General features: G+C 73.3%; 18 protein-coding genes. 6 read left to right on the top strand and 12 right to left on the bottom strand.

Going from position 1 to position 21367, the window contains the following annotated elements; genetic code table 11:
* Positions 1-124 precede the first annotated feature (124 nt).
* Positions 125-3085 (top strand): NACHT domain-containing protein, encoded by a 2961-nt coding sequence (locus tag BJ981_RS15080; RefSeq protein WP_184611866.1) that lies wholly within the window; start codon positions 125-127, stop codon positions 3083-3085.
* A 56-nt stretch (positions 3086-3141) separates the two neighbouring features.
* Here the strand turns inward: BJ981_RS15080 and BJ981_RS15075 are convergent, their stop codons facing one another.
* On the bottom strand, positions 3142-3936 hold the full coding sequence (locus BJ981_RS15075; RefSeq protein WP_184611864.1) for a uracil-DNA glycosylase: 795 nt from the start codon (positions 3934-3936) through the stop codon (positions 3142-3144).
* 164 nt (positions 3937-4100) lie between these two features.
* On the opposite strand from BJ981_RS15075, the gene BJ981_RS15070 reads away from it, so the two are divergent.
* Together BJ981_RS15070 and BJ981_RS15065 are read left to right on the top strand one after the other, a co-directional pair.
* Positions 4101-4445: a YciI family protein gene (locus BJ981_RS15070; RefSeq protein ID WP_184611862.1), complete on the top strand. Its 345-nt coding sequence runs from the start codon at positions 4101-4103 to the stop codon at positions 4443-4445.
* 5 nt (positions 4446-4450) lie between these two features.
* Positions 4451-5707 carry an RNA polymerase sigma factor gene (locus BJ981_RS15065; RefSeq protein ID WP_184611860.1) on the top strand — a complete coding sequence of 419 codons (1257 nt, stop codon included), beginning with the start codon at positions 4451-4453 and terminating at the stop codon, positions 5705-5707.
* 14 nt (positions 5708-5721) lie between these two features.
* Here the strand turns inward: BJ981_RS15065 and BJ981_RS15060 are convergent, their stop codons facing one another.
* Positions 5722-6180: a nuclear transport factor 2 family protein gene (locus tag BJ981_RS15060; protein ID WP_184611858.1), complete on the bottom strand. Its 459-nt coding sequence runs from the start codon at positions 6178-6180 to the stop codon at positions 5722-5724.
* A gap of 85 nt (positions 6181-6265) precedes the next feature.
* Here BJ981_RS15060 and BJ981_RS15055 point away from each other — a divergent pair, with 85 nt between their 5' ends.
* A complete protein-coding gene (locus BJ981_RS15055; protein WP_184611856.1) occupies positions 6266-6832 on the top strand; it encodes a TetR/AcrR family transcriptional regulator in 567 nt (188 codons plus the stop codon).
* A gap of 12 nt (positions 6833-6844) precedes the next feature.
* Here BJ981_RS15055 and BJ981_RS15050 read toward each other — a convergent pair whose 3' ends face one another.
* The 7 genes from BJ981_RS15050 to mfd all read right to left on the bottom strand — a co-directional run bounded on the left by BJ981_RS15050 (position 6845) and on the right by mfd (position 15746).
* Positions 6845-7768, bottom strand: a complete 924-nt coding sequence (locus BJ981_RS15050) for a Ppx/GppA phosphatase family protein (protein ID WP_184611854.1) — start codon at positions 7766-7768, stop codon at positions 6845-6847.
* The gene (locus BJ981_RS15045; protein WP_184616096.1) at positions 7765-8301 is read right to left on the bottom strand and encodes a DUF501 domain-containing protein; all 537 of its coding nucleotides are present in this window, start codon (positions 8299-8301) and stop codon (positions 7765-7767) included. The genes BJ981_RS15050 and BJ981_RS15045 overlap by 4 nt, the downstream gene beginning before the upstream one ends.
* 50 nt (positions 8302-8351) lie before the next feature.
* Positions 8352-8768, bottom strand: coding sequence for an FtsB family cell division protein (locus BJ981_RS15040; RefSeq protein ID WP_184611852.1), 417 nt, complete (start codon positions 8766-8768; stop codon positions 8352-8354).
* A gap of 57 nt (positions 8769-8825) precedes the next feature.
* Positions 8826-10103: a phosphopyruvate hydratase gene (eno, locus tag BJ981_RS15035; RefSeq protein ID WP_184611850.1), complete on the bottom strand. Its 1278-nt coding sequence runs from the start codon at positions 10101-10103 to the stop codon at positions 8826-8828.
* Between the two features lie 146 nt (positions 10104-10249).
* Positions 10250-11221, bottom strand: coding sequence for a nucleoside triphosphate pyrophosphohydrolase (locus BJ981_RS15030; protein WP_184611848.1), 972 nt, complete (start codon positions 11219-11221; stop codon positions 10250-10252).
* Position 11222: 1 nt separating this feature from the next.
* Complete coding sequence (locus BJ981_RS15025) at positions 11223-11915, bottom strand: SurA N-terminal domain-containing protein (RefSeq protein ID WP_184611846.1); 693 nt, start codon at positions 11913-11915, stop codon at positions 11223-11225.
* A 258-nt stretch (positions 11916-12173) separates the two neighbouring features.
* Complete coding sequence (mfd, locus tag BJ981_RS15020) at positions 12174-15746, bottom strand: transcription-repair coupling factor (protein WP_184611844.1); 3573 nt, start codon at positions 15744-15746, stop codon at positions 12174-12176.
* Positions 15747-16124: 378 nt separating this feature from the next.
* Between mfd and BJ981_RS15015 the strand changes: the two genes are divergently transcribed.
* Positions 16125-16856: a class I SAM-dependent methyltransferase gene (locus BJ981_RS15015; RefSeq protein WP_184611842.1), complete on the top strand. Its 732-nt coding sequence runs from the start codon at positions 16125-16127 to the stop codon at positions 16854-16856.
* A 46-nt stretch (positions 16857-16902) separates the two neighbouring features.
* Here BJ981_RS15015 and BJ981_RS15010 read toward each other — a convergent pair whose 3' ends face one another.
* Both BJ981_RS15010 and BJ981_RS15005 read right to left on the bottom strand, forming a co-directional pair.
* On the bottom strand, positions 16903-18282 hold the full coding sequence (locus BJ981_RS15010) for a hypothetical protein (protein WP_184611839.1): 1380 nt from the start codon (positions 18280-18282) through the stop codon (positions 16903-16905).
* Complete coding sequence (locus BJ981_RS15005) at positions 18279-18818, bottom strand: SigE family RNA polymerase sigma factor (RefSeq protein ID WP_184611837.1); 540 nt, start codon at positions 18816-18818, stop codon at positions 18279-18281. The genes BJ981_RS15010 and BJ981_RS15005 overlap by 4 nt, the downstream gene beginning before the upstream one ends.
* A gap of 104 nt (positions 18819-18922) precedes the next feature.
* On the opposite strand from BJ981_RS15005, the gene cysC reads away from it, so the two are divergent.
* Complete coding sequence (gene cysC / locus BJ981_RS15000; protein ID WP_239139506.1) at positions 18923-20176, top strand: adenylyl-sulfate kinase; 1254 nt, start codon at positions 18923-18925, stop codon at positions 20174-20176.
* Between the two features lie 21 nt (positions 20177-20197).
* On the opposite strand, the gene BJ981_RS14995 is transcribed toward cysC, so the two are convergent.
* A complete protein-coding gene (locus BJ981_RS14995; protein ID WP_239139507.1) occupies positions 20198-21265 on the bottom strand; it encodes a glycoside hydrolase family 26 protein in 1068 nt (355 codons plus the stop codon).
* Between the last annotated feature and the right edge of the window lie 102 nt (positions 21266-21367).

Raw genomic sequence — 21367 nt, 5'->3', positions numbered from 1 at the left:
CGGAAGTAACCATCTGAATACATGTCGCCACTGAGAGGCTCGTGTGACTCCCCCTGGTTCGAGTTCCGCCTCCCTCGTCGGACGCGTCGCGCTGCTGACCCTCGCGGCCGTCCCACCCCCTCTCATGGCGGCGAAACTCTGGCCCGACGTGCAACGGCGGCCCTGGCTCGCCCTCGCCGCCTTCCTCGGGTACGAGCTGCTGCTCGCGGCGGTCGGGTTCGCCGGCAAGGTCTTCGGCGACCTGCAGGACCGCTGGGCGAAGGCCGCCGCCGACGGCGTGGACGCCGTCCTGCGCCGCACCTCCGCCCGCTTCGAGCGCGCCTACCGCGACCAGGTGCGGGGAGCCGTCCGTTTCGTCGACCAGAAAGGGCTGGCGACCCGCAGCGACCGCACGCCGGAGCTGGCGAAGATCTACGTCGACGTGAGCCTGGAGCCCCGGGTCCCGCACGAAACCGCCCGCGCGCCGCTGGCCGGCCGCGCCGAGATGTACGTCGAGCGCCGCTCGCTGTGGAGCTTCCTCGGCGGCGAGGCCCCCGTCGTCCTCGCCGTCATCGGGCCGCCGGGCACGGGCAAGACCACCCTGCTCCGGCACGTCGCGCTCAGCCTGGGCCGGGAGCGCGCCCGGCGCCGCGACCTGCCCGTCCTGCTCTACCTGCGCGACCACGCCGCCGCGATCGACGCGGACCCGGCGATCGGCCTGCCCGCCCTGATCGCCTCCCGGCTGGACCGATTACGGGGGCAGGAACCCTCCGGGTGGTTCGACCGGCAGCTCGCCGCCGGGCGCTGCACGGTGATGCTGGACGGCCTGGACGAGGTCGCCCGCGAGCAGGACCGCGAGAACGTCGTCGACTGGGTGGAGCGGCAGATCGCCCAGTACCCGGCCAACGACTTCATCATCACCTCGCGCCCGCACGGCTACCACGCCTATCCCCTGAACAGCGCGACCACGCTCCAGGTGCGCCGCTTCACCGGCGAGCAGATCGCCGAGTTCGTCCGCGGCTGGTACCTGGCCGAGGAACGCCTCGCCACCGGCGGGGAGCCCGACGCCGACGTCGAACTCCTGGCCGCCCGCCAGGCCGGCGCCCTGCTGGAGAAGCTCAGGGAGAGCCCGCAGCTCTACGACCTCGCCGCCAACCCGCTGCTGCTGACGATGATCGCCAACGTGCACCGGCACCGGGGCGCGCTGCCCGGCTCGCGGGCCGAGCTCTACGCCGAGATCTGCCAGGTGCTGCTCTGGCGCCGCGCCGAGGCCAAGGGCCGGGCCGCGCAGCAGGAGACGCTGCGCGGGGACCGCAAGGAGCAGGTGCTGCGCGAGCTGGCCTTCACGATGATGGAGCGCAACGTCAGGGACCTGCCGGAGGCCGAGGCGGCGGCGGTGGTGGGGCCGGCCCTGCGCCGGGTCGCCGGCGACGCCGTCCAGCCGCAGGACTTCCTGGCCGACGTGCGCAACGGCGGCCTGCTGCACGAGCACGAGGCCGGGCTCTACGCCTTCTCCCACCAGACCTTCCAGGAATACCTCGCCGCGGCGTACATCCACGACCATCCCCGCATCCAGCAGATCCTCATCGCCGCGGTGGACGACCCCTGGTGGCGGGAGACGACCCTGCTGTACGCCGCGCGCGCCGACTGCACGGCCATCGTGGACGCCTGCCTGGCCCTCGGGAACGTGCCCGCGCTCGCCCTCGCCTTCGACTGCGCGGAGGAGGGCCGGTCGATCTCCCCCGCCACTCGCCAGGAGCTCGACAAGCTGCTCCTGAGCTCGCTGGACGCCGACTCCCCGCACAGCCTGCGGACTCGCCTGTTCAACGCGATCGCCGTGACGCGGCACCTGCGCGACGCGGTACGTCTCGGCGATTACACCTGGGTCTGCACGCGGCCGATCACCCCGTCGATCTACCGCCTGTTCCTGGCCTCCCCCGCCTCACGGGTGCGGCCGTGGACAAGCCGCCACCCCGGCGACGTCACCGCCGCTCTGTGGCCGGACGACGTGGCCGGTTTCGTGGCATGGGTGAACGACGTCGTCAGCGACGACCGGGTGTACCGGCTGCCGACCAGGGACGAGGTCGAGGATCCTGCCTTCCGCCTGGTCCTCGACACCGGCACGCGCGGCGTCTGGTACGCCGAGAAGGGCGCGGAGAGCGCGCATGAACGCCTTCCCGCGCCCCGGGTGCCCCCCGGAGCGCCGGATCCGTTCCGTGCGACCCGCGACGTGATCCTTGACCAGGTGGTCGCGGACTGGCGCGACCTGACGGTCGCGAGCGCGGCGTTCGTGGTGATCCACCTGGCCCTCGACCACGCCGGCCCCGGCCGCCGGCCCGGGCGGAACAAGTCCGCCGAGCAGGGAACGCCTGTCGCCGACCGTGCCGAGAGCGTTCTGAGGGAGTACCTGCACCTGGTCCACGAGTCGTTCCATCTGGACATGGACACCGCGCTCGCCCTCACCCTGGACCGTCCGCTCAGCTCCACCAGGAAGCTGAACCTCACGCTCGACCACGCCCTGTCCCGGGCTCTCCAGGAAGGACAGAAGCCCACGCCGTTCGTCCGCCACCGGCACCCTATCGACCGCGCCGTCAGCCGCGTGCGCAAGCACTGCCTGCTGCGGAGCATGGCGATCCTGCTGGGGCTGCAGCCCACCGCCCCATGGCCCGGACGGCGCGCCCGCGATACGTCCCTGGCCGTCCTGCTCGAATGGCTCATGGGCCCCTGTTTCGCGCGCATGCCCTCCTCACCCGGCCCCGCCACGTTCGCCGCCCTCGTCGCGGTGCTCGGCGAGACCTCCGAGGCCGTGCGGTCGATCTGCGCCTCGAACCAGGAGGACCGAAGGCTGCGTCACGTCCAGGAGCTGGCCACGGGCCTCATGGCCATCGGAGAATCCGTCCTCGACGGGCGCGAGCCGTTCGGCGCGGACTTCGCCGCCTGCGTGCGCCTCGGAGCGCTGGCGCTCGCGAGCAGGCTCGACCGGCTGCCCGGCGGCGGGGACGTCGCCAAGAGGTACCGCGAGATCGCGTCCGCGGTGACGGCGATGCAGCGGCGGGCGGAGGGGGAGCCTCCGGTGAACGAGGCGATCGTGCTCGTCCGCACCTGAGCTCCCGTTCTGCGGAGACGGCCCCGGGCCGCGCGCAGGTGGGTTCCGGCGGCGGGTCAGCCGCTCAGCTCGACGGCGCGGGTGAAGACGTCGTCCAGCATCTGTTCGGTGACACGGCCGGTGAAGGTGTTCTGCTGGCTCGGGTGGTAGCAGCCCAGCAGGTGGATCGGGGCCCCCGCGTAGGCGATCTCCGCCTCGCGGCCGTGCCCGAACGGCGGCCTGGCGCGCGGCAGCGTGTAGCCGGCCTCCTTCAGGGCGGGCCAGACGGCCTGCCAGGCGTACCCGCCGAGCGCGACGATCACGCGCAGCGGCTCGGCGACCAGTTCCAGCTCGCGGGCCAGCCAGGGGAAGCAGGCGGCGCGCTCCTCGACGGCCGGCTTGTTGGCGGGCGGGGCGCAGCGGACCGCGGCGACCATGCGGGCGCCGATCAACCGCTGCCCGTCCCCCGCGTGCGTGCTGGTCGGCCGCGCGGCGAGCCCGGTGCGGTGCAGCGAGGCGAACAGCCAGTCGCCGCTGCGGTCCCCGGTGAAGATCCGTCCGGTGCGGTTGCCGCCGTGCGCGGCCGGGGCCAGCCCGACGATGAGGACGCGGGGCTTCTCCTCGCCCCAGCCCGCGATCGGCCGGCCCCAGTACGTCTCGTCCATGAACGCGCGCCGCTTGACCCGCGCGACCTCCTCGCGCCACTCCACGAGCCTCGGGCAGGCGCGGCACACGGACTCGCGGGCGGTCAGCTCCCCGAGGTCGCGGCTCCCCCGCGCGAGCGCCCGCACCTCCTCCGGGCTCGACGCCACCGGCGTGCCCGGCTCCGCGGGGTCCTCCGGCCATCCACTACCAGGGGGAACGTGACTCATACCTCGATCGTGCCAGCTCCGCGGCGATGCCCGTGACGTTATCGCGGCTCCGCCGGGCACCGTAGTTTGGAAGACGTCTCCGGGGCCGTGTCCATAGGCCCGTGTCCCGTTCGTAGTAGTTCCGTACGGCGACCCTGCCGTGAGAACAGGACAAGGAGCCCGACATGAAGTACATGCTGCTGATCTACGCAGGCGCGGCCGACGCGGCGGACCGGTGCGACTACGAGGAGTGGGTGGCCTACGACAAGGCGCTGCGGGACGCGGGGGTCCTGGTGTCCGGGTACGCGCTGAAGGACCTGATCACCGCCACGACGGTGCGGGTGGGCCCCGGCGGCGAGCGGACGGTCACCACCGACGGGCCGTTCGCCGAGACCCGCGAGGTCCTCGGCGGCTACGACGTGATCGACGTGCCGGACCTGGACGCCGCGCTCGAATGGGCCGCGCGCTGCCCGGGCTCGCGGGACGGCGGGTCGGTCGTGGTGCGCCCGGTCGCCGAGTTCGAGGGCTGACCCCGATGGACGAGCGGGCCGCCGGCGCCGCGGCCTCGGTGGAGGCGATGTTCCGCGAGGAGCGCGGGCGGCTGCTGGCGGCGCTCGTCCGCCGCTTCGGCGACCTGGACCTGGCCGAGGAGGTCGCCTCCGAGGCGATGGAGGCGGCCCTGGTGCGCTGGCCCGTCGACGGCGTCCCGCCCAAGCCGGGGGCGTGGCTGATGACCACGGCGCGGCGCCGCGCCGTGGACCGGCTGCGGCGCGACCGGGTCTACGCGGCGCGGCTCGCCGTCCTGCAGGTGGAGGCCGACCGGGCGGGCCCGGCGGCGCCCGCCGACGCCGACGGGGACCTGCCGGACGAGCGGCTGCAACTGTTCTTCACCTGCGCCCACCCGGCGCTGCCCGACGAGGACCGCGCGGCACTGACCCTGCGCTGCCTGGCCGGGCTGGCGACGCCGGAGGTGGCGCGGGCGTTCCTGGTCCCTCCGGCGACGATGGCCAAGCGGATCGTGCGGGCGAAGAACAAGATCCGCGAGGCGCGCATCCCGTTCCGGGTGCCGGGCGCGGACGAGCTGCCCGGGCGGCTGCCGGGCGTGCTCCAGGTGCTCTACTCGATCTTCACCGAGGGGTACGCGGCCAGCGCGGGCCCCGACCTGCAACGTCCGGACCTCGCCGAGGAGGCCATCCGGCTGGTACGGATCCTGCGCCGCCTGCTGCCCGCCGAGCGGGAGGTGGCGGGCCTGCTCGCGCTGATGCTGCTGACCTACGCGCGCCGCGCGGCCAGGACCGGCCCGGACGGCGAGGTCGTGCTGCTCGACGACCAGGACCGCCGCCGGTGGGACCGTCCGATGATCGAGGAGGGGCGTGAGCTGGCGGTCGTCGCGCTGACGGGCGGACCGCCCGGCCTGTACGGGGTCCAGGCCGCGATCGCCGCCCTGCACGACGAGGCTCCCGGCGTCGCGGGCACCGACTGGCCGCAGGTCGTGGCGCTCTACGACGTGCTGCTCGCCATCGCGCCGTCGCCGGTCGTCGCGATGAACCGCGCGGTGGCGGTGGCGATGCGCGACGGCCTGGAGGCGGGGCTGGCCCTGCTCGACGGGCTGGCGGGCGACCCGCGGCTGCGCGGCCACCACCCCTACCAGGCCGCGCGGGCGGACCTGCTGTGCCGGCTCGGCCGGTTCGCCGAGGCGGCGGCGGCCTACCGGGAGGCCCTGAGGCTGGCCGGCACCGAGCCGGACCGCGCCCACCTGCGCCGCCGCCTGCGGGAGGCGGAGGGCTCCTGAGGCCGCGCCCGGGTTCACGGCGCGGACGCGGCGTGCGCCTGGTCGAAGAGCCGGGTCAGGCGTCCGAGCCCCGCCGCGGTCCGCAGCACGTCGGAATAGTCCCGCAGGTGGACGATGCGGCCGTCGCGGGCGCGCAGGACCAGGAGGTAGCGGGAGGTGAACGGCCGCCCGGTCTCGTGGTTCACGACGTCCATCTCGCCCTCGCAGATGATCACTTCGGCGTCGGCCGTCTCGTGCACGCGCACCTCGCGCAGTCCGGTCAGCGGCGGCCTGGAGACCGACGCCCAGGCCGCCCGGAAGCCGGCGCGGATCTCCTCGCGTCCGTCGTACCGCTGCGACGGACCCCGGTGCGGCGTCCAGAAGACGAACTCGTAGACCGCCTCGCCGGCGAACAGATCGGCGAGCGAGTCGGGCGAGAAGTCCAGCATCGCCTGGTGGAAGCGGTCGAGCAGGTGGCGCGGAGTCTCGGGCATGCCTTCTCCTTCTTCGACGCGGACTGGCGGCTCAACAAACGTAGAGCAGAAGCGGGCATCCGCTCAACAAGCGTAGAGTGACCACATGTCCGAGCCTCACCCGCCGCGACGGGACCAACGACGCCACACCCACGAGCGGATCCTGGCCCACGCTCGCGCCCTCTTCGCGACCAAGGGGTTCGAACGCACCACGATCAGAGCCGTGGCCGCGCAGGCGGGCGTGGACCCCGCCTTGGTCATGCAGCATTTCGGCTCCAAGCAACGGCTGTTCGACGCCGCGACGGCCGCCGAGTCCGAGCCGACGCCCGAAGCGGACACGCTCCTGGAATCGCTCCTGAACACCCTGGAGTTCAAGCTGCACGACCAGGGCCGGGAGCGGATGGCGATGCTCCGCTCGATGCTGACCCACCCCGAGGCGACCGAACGGGTCCGCGTCGGCCTCGATCACCAGTCCGAGCGGATCGCGGCGGCGCTCCCGGGAGGCGACGCGGGGCTGAGAGGCGACCTGGCCGCCTCCCTCATGCTCGGCGTGCGGATCGGCCGCGATCTCCTCGGGCTCGCCCACCTGTCCGACGCGTCACCCGACCAGGTCCTGCGGCTCATGCGCCCGGTCTTCGAGGCGCTCGTCGACGCCGGCGCGCGGGAGGCGTGAGACCCGGCGCGGTCAGCGCGACGACGACTCGTACAGGGAGTAGGCCAGGCCGTCGAGGATGTCGTGCTCGCTGACGAGGAGCTCGGAGAAGCCGAAGCGGGCGAGGATGTGGTCGAGGATCAGGCCGCCTGCGCCGATCACGTCGACGCGGCCGGGGTGCATGACCGGGATCGCGGCGCGCTCGTCGTGGCTCATGGCGAGCAGCCGCCGGGAGATCTCGTGGACGCGCGCGGCCTCGATACGGGCGCCGTGGTTGCGCTCGGGGTCGTAGGCGGGGGCGTCCAGGGCGATGCCGGCGATGGTGGTGACCGTACCGGCCAGGCCGATGACGGTGCGCGCCCGCTCCACCGGCACCTCGGCCGCGACCCGGTCGAGCGCGGCGTCGATGTCGGCGCTCGCCGCCGCGACCGCCCGCGGGGTGACGCCGGAGGCCAGGTGGCGCTCGGTGAGGCGCACGCAGCCGATGTCCACCGACAGCACGTTCTCGACGGTCTCGGCGCCGAGGACGAACTCGGTGGAGCCGCCGCCGATGTCGAAGACCAGCACGGGCGGCTCGACGCCGGTCAGCCCGGTGGTCGCGCCGACGAAGGACAGGCGGGCCTCCTCGGCGCCGGTGACGACCTCCGGCTCGACGCCGAAGATCTCGCGGACGCCCGTGACGAAGTCGGCGCGGTTGGCGGCGTCCCGGGTGGCGCTCGTGGCGACCACCCGCACCGGCGAGGCGCCGTGCTCCTTGATCAGCTTGGCGTAGCCGCGCATGGCGCCGAAGGTGCGCTCCAGGGCCTCGGGGGCGAGCCTGCCGGTCCTGTCGACGCCCTGGCCGAGCCGGACGATCTCCAGGCGGCGTTCGACGTCGGTGAGCCCGCCGTCGGCGACGTCGGCGATGAGGAGGCGGACCGAGTTCGTCCCGCAGTCGATGGCGGCGACCCGCGTCATTCGTCCTCCTGAGGGGGTTCGGGGTGGGCCTCTTCCGGTCCGGCCACGCAGGGGCCGTCACACCACCACGCGGGCAGCGCGTCGAGCGCCTCGCGGCCGAAGGGGTTGGCGCCGGGCACGGCCAGCTCGTGGCCGACGAGCGCGTGCAGGCACTTGACCCGGTCCGGCATGCCGCCCGCGCTCTGCATGCCGCGCGGCAGCGGCTCGACGCCGTCCTCGGTGGCCGCCTTGTCGCGCGCCTCGACGTAGCCCTCGTGGGCCCGGGCGTAGGCGGCGGCCAGGGCGGGATCGTCCGCGAGGCGGGCCTGCATGCGCTTCATCAGCCCGGACGACTCCAGCGTGCCGATCGCCGAGGCCGCCTTCGGGCAGGTGAGGTAGAAGAGCGTGGGGAACGGCGAGCCGTCGGCCAGCCGGGGCGTGGTCTCCACGACGTCCGGCAGCCCGCACGGGCAGCGGTGCGCCACGGCGCGGACCCCCCTCGGCGGCCTGCCGAGCTGCTGTTCCACCACGGCCAGGTCGGCCGGATCCACCATCGTCATCTCCCTGACTGTCGCGCCGACGCCCGTGCGGCCTGTACCCGCCGTCACGGCGCCGGGGTGCGGGTCGGCTCGGCGCGGCGGCCGGTGCCCCGGTCGGCGGCCTCGACGGACTCCCACAGCGTCTGGTACCAGGGAGGGCTCGGCGACGGGGTCGCGCCGGGCTTGGGGCTCGACGCCTTCTTGGAGGTGTCCCGCACGACGATGCACTTCTCGCCGGCCTCGCAGAAGTGCAGCCTGCTCTTGGCCAGCCGCGCGAGGTACTCGGGGTCGGAGAGCAGCCTGCCGCGCTCGCCGAGCTCCTGAAGGTCTTTCAGCGCCTGGGCCTGCTGGTGTTCGAGCTGGGCGATCTGGCGCCGCTGCGCGACGAACTCCCGCACAGGATAGGCGAGGCTCATCGCGATCGCGCACACCACGACCGCGAGGATCGCCGCCCTCCCCGTGAGCTGCGGTCTCTTGTTCATGCTTCTCCCAGGTCCGTATGGCTTGCCCGCGAATACGGGCAAGCCATACGGAAAAACCTAGCTCTGGAAGCGCGGGAAGGCGGCGCGACCCGCGTAGCGGGCTACGTCGTCGAGAAGTTCCTCGATGCGCAGGAGCTGGTTGTACTTGGCGACGCGGTCCGAGCGCGCGGGGGCGCCGGTCTTGATCTGGCCGCAGTTGGTGGCGACGGCGAGGTCGGCGATCGTGGTGTCCTCGGTCTCGCCGGAGCGGTGGCTCATCATGCAGCGGTAGCCGTTGCGGTGGGCCAGGTCGACGGCGTCGAGGGTCTCCGACAGGGTGCCGATCTGGTTGACCTTGACCAGCAGGGCGTTGGCCGCGCCCTCGCGGATGCCCCGCTCCAGCCGCTCGGGGTTGGTGACGAACAGGTCGTCGCCGACGAGCTGCACCTTGCTCCCCAGCGCGGAGGTGATGGCCTTCCAGCCCTCCCAGTCCTCCTCGTCCAGCGGGTCCTCGATGGAGACCAGCGGGTAGGAGCGCACCAGGTCCTCGTAGAAGGCGATCAGCTCCTGGGAGCCGTGGCCCTTGCCGTCCAGGGTGTACACGCCGTCGGAGTGGAACTCGGTGGCGGCCACGTCCAGGGCCAGGGCGACGTCCTCGCCGGGGGTGTAGCCGGCCTTCTCGATGGCGACGAGGATCAGGTCGAGGGCGTCGCGGTTGCTCGGCAGGTTGGGGGCGAAGCCGCCCTCGTCGCCGAGGCCGGTGGAGTAGCCCTTCTGCTTGAGCACGCTCTTGAGCGCGTGGTAGGTCTCGGCGCCGACGCGCACGGCCTCGGAGAACGTGGCCGCGCCGATCGGCGCGATCATGAACTCCTGGATGTCGACGTTGCTGTCGGCGTGGGCGCCGCCGTTGAGGATGTTCATCATCGGCACCGGCAGCACGTGGGCGTTCGGGCCGCCGACGTAGCGGAACAGGGGCAGGTCGGCGCTGTCGGCGGCGGCCTTGGCCAGGGCCAGGGAGACGCCGAGGATGGCGTTGGCGCCGAGGCGGCTCTTGTTCGGCGTGCCGTCCAGGTCGATCATGGCCTGGTCGACCAGGCGCTGCTCCTCGGCGTCGTAGCCGACGAGCTCTTCCGCGATCTCGTCGGTGACGTTCAGCACGGCCTTCTCGACGCCCTTGCCGTTGTACCGTTCGTCGCCGTCCCGCAGCTCCACGGCCTCGAACTGGCCGGTGGACGCGCCGCTCGGGACCGCCGCGCGGCCGGTGCTGTAGTCGTCGAGCAGGATCTCGACCTCGACCGTCGGGTTGCCCCGGGAGTCGAGGATCTCGCGGGCGGTAATGGCCTCGATGGCAGCCACCAAGCGCTCCTAGGTTTGTCAGCCCGGGGTGGGCCCCCCGGAACCCATCACCGCGGCGTCGTGCGCGGCGCGGCTTGCGGACGGTTTGCCTCCCGAGCCTATCGGGACCCCGCCCCCCGGCACGCCGCGCCCTCCCGCCCTACGGCTCAGCTCTCGGGGGCCTCGCGCGAACGCTCCCAGGCCCGCACCCGGTCGCGGTAGTCGCGGGCGGCGGCGCGCAGCTCGGCCTCCGGGTCCAGGCCCGCCGCGCGGGCCCGGCGCACCAGGTCGAACAGCTCGCGGCCGACGCCCTGGCCGACGGCGCGGGACAAACTCTCGGGGACGCCGGCGCGCTCGGCGCGGCTCTGCAGGCCGTGCGCGAGCGACAGCGCCGGCTGGCCCATCGGGACGCCGTCCAGCAGCGAGACGCGGCCCTTCGCGGCGCGCTCGGCCGCCTTGATCACGTCCCAGTTGGCGTTGACCTCGTCGGCGCCGCTCACCTCGACGCCCGCGAACACGTGCGGGTGGCGGCGGACCAGCTTGTCGACGATGCCCTGCACGACGTCGTCCACGTCGAAGCCGCCGTCGGCCTCCTCGCGCTCCTGGGCGACGCGGGAGTGGAAGACGACCTGGAAGATCAGGTCGCCGAGCTCCTCGCGCAGGGAGGCGTGGTCGCCCTCCTCGATCGTCTCCAGGACCTCGTAGGACTCCTCCAGCAGGTACGGCACCAGGGACTCGTGGGTCTGCTCGGCGTCCCACGGGCAGGTGCGCCGCAGCCGGTCCATTACGGTGACCAGGTCGAGGAAGCGGGCGCCCGGCAGGTCGTAGGAGCCGGGGACCAGCTCGATGACGGGCGGCTCCGGCAGGTCGAGCGCGGCGCGGCCGACGGCCCGCATGAAGGGCTCGTCGCCGTCCTGGGCGGCGACCCACACGATGGTCTCGGCGACGGCGTCGCGGGCGAGCGCCACCGGGTCGGGCGTCACGACCTCGACGGGGATGTCCTCTTCCGCGAGGTAGGGCAGCAGCGGGTGACCGGCGGAGCCGGTGAGCACCCGGCCTGAGCCGAGGGCCGCCCACGCCCGCCCGCTCAGCAGCCCCGGCGCCACCCGGGGCGAGGTCGTGACGACGACGAGGGTCATCTCACTGGCCGGCGGTGGGATCCTGCTGCTGGGACGGGTCCTGCTGGAGCTCGCCTCCCTGGGAGGGGTCCTGCTGGGTCTGAGCGCTCGGGCTCGGGGCGGGCTTGCCGAACCGGGCCTCGTCGACCATGCCGCCCTGCTGGTTGTCCCAGGCGCCGTAGCGCGGCGAGATCTTGACCGGGACGGCCTCGAGCTGCTGGACGAGCTTGATCTGGGCGGCCTGCACCGACGCCTGGTCGGTCAGGTTGGCGCCGAAGCGCTCCAGCGCCTTCTGGTAGATGACGCCGCCGCGGACCCACGAGCGGGCCATCGACGGGGCGACGCCCTTGCCGAGCGCGGCCATGCCGAGCTGCTGGGAGCCGCCCTGCTCGGAGATCAGCTTGTCGACGTCGCCGTCGGTGACGGCGATGCCGTTGCGCTGGGCGAACCCGTCGAACTGGCGGATCGCGATGAGCTGGAGCAGGATCGCGCGCGGGATCGACGGGATCTGGAGCTGCGACTCGTTGATGTTCGACTTCTTCAGCGCCGCCTGGAACTCGGCGATCTTGTCGTTCAGCTCGCCGGTGCTGATGCGCTCGTTCCCGACGGTGGCGGCCTCGCCGACCCGGACGGGCGAGGAACAGGCGGTCATGGCGAGGCACGCCAGCACGGCGGCCGCGACGGCCTGCGGCGCGCGCACACGTATCGACTTCACAAGCGGTCCCTTCAACAGAGGCGGGCCTACTCTACTCAAACCTGGCGGCCGCCTCGTCACGGACTCTGCGCGCGAGGGGCGCGGCGGTGGTCTGAGGAGGAGGGAGGGTGAGGAACGAACCCGGACGACGACGAAGACCGCCGCCTCAAGAGCGCCCCTCGCCGCCGAGCGGAGCGAGGCCATGGGCAGGGGCGCGGCGGTGGTCTGAGGAGGAGGGAGGGTGAGGAACGAACCCGGACGACGACGAAGACCGCCGCCTCAAGAGCGCCCCTCGCCGCCGAGCGGAGCGAGGCCATGGGCAGGGAACATGGCTTCCACCAGGTCCGTGCACCAGGTGAGGAGTTCGAGGTCGCGCAGGGGACGGCCGCCGATGGGCTTGGTCTTGGGCAGCGGCACCAGCAGGGTCTCCGCGGCCGACTTGTAGATCGACTTGGGGTACAGCCGGTCCAGGCGGACCTGCTGGGACTCCCTCAGCCGCGCCGGGGCGAACCTGATGTGCTGGCCCTGCAGGGCGACGTCGGTCAGCCCGGCCTTGCGGGCGTGGACGCGGAACCGCGCGACCTCCAGCAGGTTGTCGACCTCCTGCGGCGGGCGTCCGTACCGGTCGACCAGCTCCTCGCGCACCGCGGCGATGTCCTCGGGCGAGCCGACCGCCGCCAGGCGCTTGTACGCCTCCAGCCGCAGCCGCTCGGAGGTGACGTAGTCGTGCGGGATGTGGGCGTTGACCGGCAGCTCGACCTTGACGTCGGCGTGGTCCTCCGCGACCGCCTCTCCGGACAGCTTGGCCTTCTGCTCCTGCACGGCCTCGGCCATCATGCGGACGTACAGGTCGAAGCCGACGCCGGCGATGTGGCCGGACTGCTCGGCGCCGAGGATGTTGCCGGCGCCGCGGATCTCCAGGTCCTTCATCGCGACGTACATGCCCGCGCCCATCTCGGTGTGCTGGGCGATCGTCGCGAGCCGCTCGTGCGCGGTCTCGGTGAGCGGGGCCTCCGGCGGGTACAGGAAGTAGGCGTAGCCGCGCTCGCGGCCCCGGCCGACCCGGCCGCGGAGCTGGTGGAGCTGGGACAGGCCGTAGTTGTCCGCGCGGTCCACGATGAGGGTGTTGGCGTTCGGGATGTCGAGGCCGGACTCGACGATCGTCGTGCTGACGAGCACGTCGAAGTCGCGCTCCCAGAAGCCGACCATGATCTTCTCGAGCTGCTGCTCGTTCATCTGCCCGTGCGCGACGGCGACGCGGGCCTCGGGGACCAGCTCGCGCAGGCGCCCGGCCACCCGGTTGATCGAGGACACGCGGTTGTGGACGAAGAACACCTGGCCGTCGCGCATCAGCTCGCGCCGGACGGCCGCCGCGATCTGCTTCTCGTCGTAGGGCCCGACGAAGGTGAGGATCGGGTGCCGCTCCTCGGGGGGCGTCAGGATCGTGGACATCTCGCGGATGCCGGTGAGGCCCATCTCCAGCGTGCGGGGGATCGGCGTCGCGGACATGGCCAGCACGTCGACCTGCGTGCGCATGTGCTTCATGGCCTCTTTGTGCTCGACGCCGAAGCGCTGCTCCTCGTCGACGATGATGAGGCCGAGCTGCTTGAACCGGATGTCGGGGTTGAGCAGGCGGTGCGTGCCGATCACGATGTCGACGCCGCCGTCCCTGAGCCCGTCCAGGGTCGCCTTGACCTCGCCGTCGGACTGGAAGCGCGACACCGGCTTCACCACGACGGGGAAGCTCGCGAAGCGCTCGCCGAAGGTCGACAGGTGCTGCTGGACGAGCAGGGTGGTGGGGACGAGCACGGCGACCTGCTTGCCGTCCTGCACGGCCTTGAACGCCGCGCGCACCGCGATCTCGGTCTTGCCGTAGCCGACGTCGCCGCAGATCAGGCGGTCCATCGGGACGGGGCGCTCCATGTCGCGCTTGACCTCGTCGATGGCGGCGAGCTGGTCGCCGGTCTCGGCGTAGGGGAAGGCGTCCTCCATCTCGCGCTGCCAGGGGGTGTCGGCGGCGAACGCGTAGCCGGGCGAGGCCATGCGGGCGCTGTAGAGGCGGATCAGCTCGCCGGCGATCTCCTTGACGGCCTTGCGCGCCCGGGACTTGGCCTTGGCCCAGTCGGCGCCGCCCATGCGGTTCAGCGTGGGGGACTCGCCGCCGACGTAGCGGGTGACCTCGTCGAGCTGGTCGGTGGGGACGTACAGCCGGTCGCCCTTGGCGTACTCGATCACCAGGTACTCGCGGGTGGCGCCCTGGACGGCGCGCTGCACCATCTCGACGTACCGCCCCACGCCGTGCTGGGCGTGCACGACGTGGTCGCCGACCTTGAGCTGCAGGGGGTCCACCATGTTCCTGCGGCGGGAGGGCAGGCGGCGCATGTCCTTGGTGGACGCCTTCTGCCCCACCAGGTCCAGGTGGGTGAGGACGGCGACCGTGTCGGTGACGAAGCCGTGCTCGACGCGGCCGGTGGTGACGTTGACGACGTCCCTGCCGGGGGCCTCGTCGAGCGAGGGCACGAGCCTGGCGGCGACGTCCACGCCCTTGAGCAGCTCGACGATGCGCTCGGCCGGGCCGTGCCCCTCGCTCAGCAGGACGACCGCGCGGCCGTCCCCGAGCCACCCCTTGATGTCGGCGAGCGCGCGCTGGGTGTCGCCCCGGTAGGACTCGGCCTCGCGGGCGGGCAGCTCGACGGCCTCGCCCGCGCCGTACAGTTCGTCGTCGCCGGGCAGCGACGTGCCGCCGTCACCGGCCTGGTCGGTGGCCGCGAACGGCGCGACCGTCCACCACGGCCGGCCGAGCTCGCGGGCGTGGTCGCGGATCTCGGCGAGGCCGCGGAACGCCGCGGCGCCGAGGTCGATCGGCGCGGCGCCCCCGGCGGCGGCGTTGATCCAGGACGCCTCCAGGAACTCCTGGCTGGTGTGGACGAGCTCGACGGCGCGGCCGCGGATGCGCTCGGGGTCGCAGACGAGGACGGCGGCGAGGGCGGGCAGGTGGTCGAGCAGCACGTCCATGCCGTCCACGAGCGCGGGGGCGAACGCCTCCATGCCCTCGACGGGGATGCCGTCGGCGAGCTGGTCGAGGGTCTCCCTCAGCGCCGGGTGCAGCTCGCCGAGGTCGCGGGCGCGCCGCCTGACCTCGTCGGTGAGCAGCAGCTCGCGGCAGGGCGCGGCGAACAGGCCGTCCTGCGCGACCTCGAGCGAGCGCTGGTCGGCGACCTTGAACCAGCGGATCTCCTCGACCGTGTCGCCCCAGAACTCCAGGCGCAGCGGGTGTTCCTCGGTGGGCGGGAAGACGTCCAGCAGGCCGCCGCGCACGGCGACCTCGCCGCGCTTCTCCACCATGTCCACCCGGTGGTAGCCGCCCGCGACCAGGCGCTCGACGACCTCGTCCAGGTCGGCGTCGTCCCCGGCGCGCAGGCGCACGGGCATGAGGTCGCCGAGGCCGGTGACCAGCGGCTGGAGCACGGCGCGCACCGGCGCGACGACGACCGACAGCGGGCCGGCGGCGGCGTCCCCGGCGACGGGGTGGGCGAGCCGGCGCAGCACGGCCAGGCGCTGGCCGACGGTGTCGCTGCGCGGCGACAGGCGCTCGTGCGGAAGGGTCTCCCAGGCGGGGAAGACGGCGACGGCGTCGTCCCCGACGAGGCCCGTCAGCGCCGCGGCCAGGTCTTCGGCCTCGCGCCCGGTGGCGGTGACGGCCAGCACGGGACGTTCGCGGGCCAGCGCCGCCACCACGAAGGGCCGCAGGGCGGGGGCGGCGATCAGGTCGACGTCCTGGGCGGACCGCTCCAGGGCCCCGGCCAGGCGCGGTTCGGCGATGACAAGGTCGAGCAGTCCGGAAAGACTCATCAGAAATGCCCCCACGTGGTCAGGTCCGGCTTCTCGTTCGCCTCGGGGCCCTGCTCGTTCGAACACCCCACGCGGCGACCCACCTCGCGCACCGCACCGGTACAGGCGGCACCCGGAGACGACCCTCGCGGGTGCCTTGCGCACTATACGACGACGCGCGCGACCCCGGTTCGTCGCGTCCGGGGTCACCCTCAAGGCTACTTCCCTCGCGGGGCCGGCATGCCGGGAACCACCCGTCCGCCCGCTACGGCGGATCTCGCGGTGAATGTCCCTTCCGGGCGCCGGCCGCCCCCCTGTGGCGGCGGCCCGGTTCCCCGGAGCGTCCTTTCGCAAAGTAAATCCACTACAGAAGGGGGTTCAATGACTACCCTGAGTGACATGTCAGAGGTTCGATGGTGGCCCGCCACCCAAGGCGACGTGTTCAGCCTCCGGATCCGCGAGCTGAGAACCGAGCAGCTCGGCCGCAGGCTCGACATCCTGATCGCCGGATGCGGCCGCGGCGGAGGCATCGATCTGGAGCGCGTCGAGACCCGGATCACCGGCATCGACGAGGACCTCCCCGTGCTGCGCGCCGCGCTGGAGCACCGCGCCGACCTGGACGCCCGCTTCCTCGGCGACCTGCGCGACGCGCCGCTGCTGCCGCGCACGTTCGACGTCGTGCACGCGGCGTTCCTGCTCGAGCGCCTGCGCCACACCGAGCTCGTGCTGGACCGCATGGTCAACGCCCTGCGTCCCGGCGGGCTCCTGCTGATCCGCATGCGCGACCGCGCCTCGGCGTACGGCTTCTGCGACCGTCTCCTGCCCGGCTGGTGCCGCGCGCTGCTGTGGCCGCGGTTCGCCCCCGCGGGCGCGGTCGGCCCGCTGCCGGCGATCTACGAGCAGGTCGCCTCCCGCGAGGGCATCCATTCCTACTGCCTCATGCGCGGGCTCATGATCGCCGAGGACTACTCGGGCACGTCGGGCCCCGCGCTGCGCGGGCCGCACGCGCGGCTCGTCCGCGTGGCGTGCAAGGTGGTGGCGCGCCTGTCCGGCGACCGCCTGCCCGCCACGCGGGACGAGATCACGCTGGTGATCCGCAAGCCCCAGAACCATTTCGCCCGGCTGATCTGACCCCGGCCGCGGGCGCCGGCGCGAGGCCGTCGCGAGGCCGGCACGGTCAGCGCGAGGTCAGCACGGGGTGCCAGCTTCCCGGCCGCTGACTGTCCTTCATGTCGCCGGAGAGCCGGACGCTCTGCCGTCCGTCCACGGTGACCAGCGCCAGGTAGGAGTCGAACTCGTTCTCGCACCCGCCGAGGCACTGCAGCGCGATCAGATGATCGTTGTCCGCCCATGCCAGGAGCTGGAGCATCCACTGCCGTCCGACGATCTTCCCGGTGGCGGTGTCCCGCACGACGGTCTCGGGCCCATCGACCCGCTGGGCCACGAATTCCTCGGCCTTCTCCGGCGTCATCGTCTTCGGTCCGCGCGGGTAGACGCGGCGACCGGCGTAAAGCCTGCCGTCCGGCGACGTCCCCGCCTGCTCGATGTCGAGCTCCTCGGTCGCGGGCGTCCCGGCCCGGCGTCCGTCGAGGCCGTAGTACAGCCGCTGGGGATCCTCCTCGCGGAACCTCCGGTCGTTGGGCTCCGAGATCAGCGTGCCGTCGGAGGACCACTGGAAGGCGGCGTCCGGCGGCCCGGGAAGTGCCTCGGACGGCTTGTCCACGGCGTGGAACGCGGCCGTGCCCGACGACGCCTCCACGATGTGGAACCCGGTGCGGACCGGGTCGGACTCCTCCCAGCTCGTCCCGTCCGCCGACACCTTCTCGCGGACGTCGGGGTTCTTCTCGTACGCGGTGGCCAGCACCTTCGTGCCGTCGGGCGACCAGGCGACCCGCGCCACCGGGTGGTCCAGCGGGACCCACCTCACCTGGCGCGTGGCCATGTCGAGGATGCCGACCCTGGAGGCGGGCAGGTCCCGTTCCAGCACGGCGGCGAGCCGCATGCCGGGGGCCACGTCCACCGTCGACCAGTCCGTCCGCTCGTACCCGTCCGTCCGGGGGTCGTACAGGTACCAGGTGTCGTGACGGCGGTCGGACCGCGCGCCCGTCTTCTCGTACCCCGACACGAAGTACGAAGAGACGGCCATCCGGCCCGCGGCGATCAGGCCACGCGGCGGCGCCTGCCCCGGGTCCGCGCGCACGTCCAGGGAGGCGGGCAGCGCGCCGGCCTCCACGGGGGACGGCCGGGGCGGCGGCCCCTCGGGCAGCGGGTCGGGCGGCGGCGTGGCGAGCGAGACCGCGGTGGGCGAGACGGACGCCGACGCGGTGGGCGTGACCGCCGTCGCGGTCCTGTCCTCACGCCCGCCCGCGCCGCGCACGATCACCGGCGCCAGCACTCCCGCGGCGACCACCGCGGCCGTGGCCCCCGTGGCCAGCACGACCGTGGTGAGACGCCGCCGCCCGCGCCGCCGCAGGACGCGGTCGGCCAGGTCGTGGGGCACTTGGGCCTCCCCGGCCCACTCGCGGAGCGTGTCGGGAAGCAGCGATTCGGGAGTCATCGGGGAACCTCCTCGAAGGAGTCGCGCGGGGCGCGCAGGTCGGCGAGTTCGGGCGCGGCGACGCGCAGGCGGGCGAGGGAGCGGTGGACGGTGCTGCGCACGGTGCCGACCGAGCAGCCCATGATCTGGGCCACCTGGGCCTCGGGCAGGTCCTCGAAGTACCGCAGCACCAGGGCGGCGCGCTGGCGCGGGGTCAGCCGGGCCAGCGCGTGGCGCAGCACGAGCTTCACCTCGGCCGCGTCCGCGTGGTCGCGCGCCGACGGGCCGGGCGCCTCGGGGGCGTCGGCGACGGTGGTCTCGCGCCGGTGCGAGGCCAGACGCCACCAGCTCACCTGCTGCCGGTACATCGCGCGCCGCACGTACGGCTCGGGGTCGTCGACGCGGCTCCACCTGGCCGCCGTCTTGACCAGCACCGTCTGCAGCAGGTCCTCCGCGGCGTGCTGGTCGCCGCCGGTCAGGAGGAACCCGAACCGAATCAGCGCGGGCGAGCGCGCGGACACGAACTCGCGGAACCGTCGCTCCTCGGCAACGTCCACGATCACCTCCGGGGGTCGAATGTCAGCCCATGGACGCGGCGGACGACCTCCCGCTATGCCTTCCCCTGGCCGTGGCGGGGGCGGCGCGCCAATATCCTGGGCCGGTGGGAAACGCAGAGGAGACCGCCGCCGGCCCCGTCCTCGACTGGGTGCCCCGCGCCCACGAGCTCGCCGACCTCGAATTGCTGCTGTCCGGGGCCTTCGCCCCGCTGACCGGGTTCCTCGGCTCGGCCGACCTGGCCTCGGTGGTCGAGAGCGGCCGGCTCGCCGACGGCACCCCCTGGCCCGACCCGGTGACGCTGACCGTACCGCACGACCATCCGGTGTCCGCCGGGCAGGAACTGACGCTGCGCGACCCCGAGGGCGCGGCCGTGGCCGTGATGAAGGTGACGGAGCGAACGGCCGACGGGCTGGTCGCGGGCCCGGTGACCTCGCTGGGCGAGCCCGAGCACGGCCCCTTCGCGCGGCTGCGCCGTCCTCCCGCCGAGGTCCGCGCCGCCATGGGCGACCGTCCGGTGCTGGCCGTCACCATGCGCGGCCCGCTGGACTCGCTGGACGAGGTCACCGCCACCGCCCGCGAACTGGACGCGGCGGTCCTGCTGCTCCCGCTGGCCTACGGGGAGGGCGGCCCCGCCGTGGTGCGCGCCGCGCTCAAGGCCCGCGACGCCCTGCCCAAGGGCACGGAGGTGGCCGTGGTGCCGCTGGCGCCGCGCGAGCCCGAGATCGACCTCGAGCTGCGCGAGCACATCGCGTCCGCGTTCGGCGCCGAGGAGCATCTCGCCGCGCCCGAGCCGGTCACGCTGCCCGGCCCGCCGCACCGGCGCGGCCTGGTGGTGTTCTTCACGGGCCTGTCGGGCTCCGGCAAGTCCACGATCGCCCGCGGCCTGCACGACGCCCTGCTCGAACGCGGCGGCCGCACGGTGACGTTCCTGGACGGCGACGTGGTGCGGCGGCTGCTGTCGGCGGGCCTCACCTTCTCCAAGCAGGACCGCGACCTCAACATCCGCAGGATCGGCTTCGTCGCCGCCGAGGTCGCCCGGCACGGCGGGCTCGCGATCTGCGCGCCGATCGCCCCGTACGCGGCGACCCGCGAGGAGGTGCGGCACATGGTGGAGGCCGTCGGCGCCGACTTCCTGCTCGTCCACGTCGCCACTCCGCTCGCCGAGTGCGAGCGGCGCGACCGCAAGGGCCTGTACGCCAAGGCCCGCGCGGGCGTGATCCCGGCGTTCACCGGCATCTCCGACCCCTACGAGGAGCCGGAGGACGCCGACCTGACGCTGGACACCACCGGCATGCCGGTGGACCGGGCCGTCGGCACGGTGCTGGGCCTGCTCACCTCGGGCGGCTGGGTGCGCTGAGGCCCCGCGTCCCCGGCCCTGTCAGTGGTCGGGGACGGGCGTGGAGCTGAAGTAGGGCGCGCGGGCCAGCTCGGCGAACGCGCGCCCGGCGGGGACGCTGGAGTCGAAGCGGGTGTCGCCGCGGGGCGCGATGGGCGAGTCGAAGTAGACCAGCGCCTTGATCTGCGGGTAGCCCCGGATCTGCCGGCGGACCGAGTTGAAGAACGACACCTTGAACGCGGGGTCGTCGTGCCGCTCGAACGCCCCCCACTCGGCGATCATGATCGGCTTGCCGGGGAAGCGCTGCTGGGTCCAGCGGTAGAAGCCGGGCCAGTCGCCCTGGTCGGCGCGCCGCTTGTCGACCAGGCCGGCGAAGTCGTTCACCCGGTGGTCGGCGTAGGGGTCCAGGCCGATCCAGTCCACCACGTCGTCGCCGGGGTAGAGCCGCTCGAACCACGGCTTCGCCGCCCAGTTCGGCGCGCCCATGTACGTCATGACCGTGACGGCGTTGCGCACCCCCTGGTCGCGCAGGCGCAGCACGACGTGCCGGTACATCGCGGCGTAGTCCTCGGCGGTCATGCCCGAGCCGGGCTTCTCGCGCACGTCGTTCTCCGGCTCGTGGTGGATGGTGAGGAAGAAGCGGCGCGGGAGCCGGTGCCGGATCGTCGCGGCGACGCGGTCGATGCGGTCGTCGAGGGCCCCGGCGGCGATATCGGCCCAGGTGCGGCGGATCGAGGGCTTCCAGTTGATCAGCAGCAGCCGCTTCTTGGCGAGGTGGAGCTCCTCGGGCGTGGGGAACGGCTCCCAGCCGCGGTGGTACACGTGGACGATGTCGGCCCTGCGGCCCATGCGCTGCTCGGCGAAGGCGATGGCCCGGGACGGCGGCCTGCCGCCGAAGACGTCCGGGGCCATGCCCCACCAGGCGCCGCAGCTCGGGATCAGCTTGGCCGTGGCCACGCAGCCGGGCGCCCCGCTCGGGACGGGCAGGTCGGCGCCCGGCGAGCGGTCGGTGGCGACGGCGCGCTCCGGCGGTTTCACCGACGCGACGGCGTAGACGATCAGCCCGCATCCGGCGGCGAGCCCGATGCCGAAAAACCATATTCCCGCCACTCTACGCAAGGCGACCAAACCTCCCTTTAGTCGTTTCCCTCAGAAGGCCGGTATTCACCTTCCCACTAAAGCGCACCGAACGGCCGGAAACTCGCCCCTCCG

Source organism: Sphaerisporangium krabiense, from assembly GCF_014200435.1.
GTDB lineage: Bacteria > Actinomycetota > Actinomycetes > Streptosporangiales > Streptosporangiaceae > Sphaerisporangium > Sphaerisporangium krabiense.
The sequence above is the reverse complement of the archived record's forward strand: the minus strand, read 5'-3'. Positions and strand labels throughout refer to the sequence as shown.

Excerpts from the sequence above, each read along its gene's own strand:
- BJ981_RS15080 (WP_184611866.1), top strand. The coding sequence starts at position 125 with ATGGCGGCGAAACTCTGGCCCGACGTGCAACGGCGGCCCTGGCTCGCC.
- BJ981_RS15040 (WP_184611852.1), bottom strand. The coding sequence starts at position 8,768 with ATGAACAAGAGACCGCAGCTCACGGGGAGGGCGGCGATCCTCGCGGTC.
- BJ981_RS15050 (WP_184611854.1), bottom strand. The coding sequence starts at position 7,768 with ATGACGCGGGTCGCCGCCATCGACTGCGGGACGAACTCGGTCCGCCTC.
- BJ981_RS15075 (WP_184611864.1), bottom strand. The coding sequence starts at position 3,936 with ATGAGTCACGTTCCCCCTGGTAGTGGATGGCCGGAGGACCCCGCGGAG.
- BJ981_RS15045 (WP_184616096.1), bottom strand. The coding sequence starts at position 8,301 with ATGGTGGATCCGGCCGACCTGGCCGTGGTGGAACAGCAGCTCGGCAGG.
- BJ981_RS15060 (WP_184611858.1), bottom strand. The coding sequence starts at position 6,180 with ATGCCCGAGACTCCGCGCCACCTGCTCGACCGCTTCCACCAGGCGATG.
- BJ981_RS15015 (WP_184611842.1), top strand. The coding sequence starts at position 16,125 with ATGTCAGAGGTTCGATGGTGGCCCGCCACCCAAGGCGACGTGTTCAGC.
- BJ981_RS15070 (WP_184611862.1), top strand. The coding sequence starts at position 4,101 with ATGAAGTACATGCTGCTGATCTACGCAGGCGCGGCCGACGCGGCGGAC.
- BJ981_RS15055 (WP_184611856.1), top strand. The coding sequence starts at position 6,266 with ATGTCCGAGCCTCACCCGCCGCGACGGGACCAACGACGCCACACCCAC.
- mfd (WP_184611844.1), bottom strand. The coding sequence starts at position 15,746 with ATGAGTCTTTCCGGACTGCTCGACCTTGTCATCGCCGAACCGCGCCTG.
- BJ981_RS15030 (WP_184611848.1), bottom strand. The coding sequence starts at position 11,221 with ATGACCCTCGTCGTCGTCACGACCTCGCCCCGGGTGGCGCCGGGGCTG.
- BJ981_RS15010 (WP_184611839.1), bottom strand. The coding sequence starts at position 18,282 with ATGACTCCCGAATCGCTGCTTCCCGACACGCTCCGCGAGTGGGCCGGG.
- BJ981_RS15065 (WP_184611860.1), top strand. The coding sequence starts at position 4,451 with ATGGACGAGCGGGCCGCCGGCGCCGCGGCCTCGGTGGAGGCGATGTTC.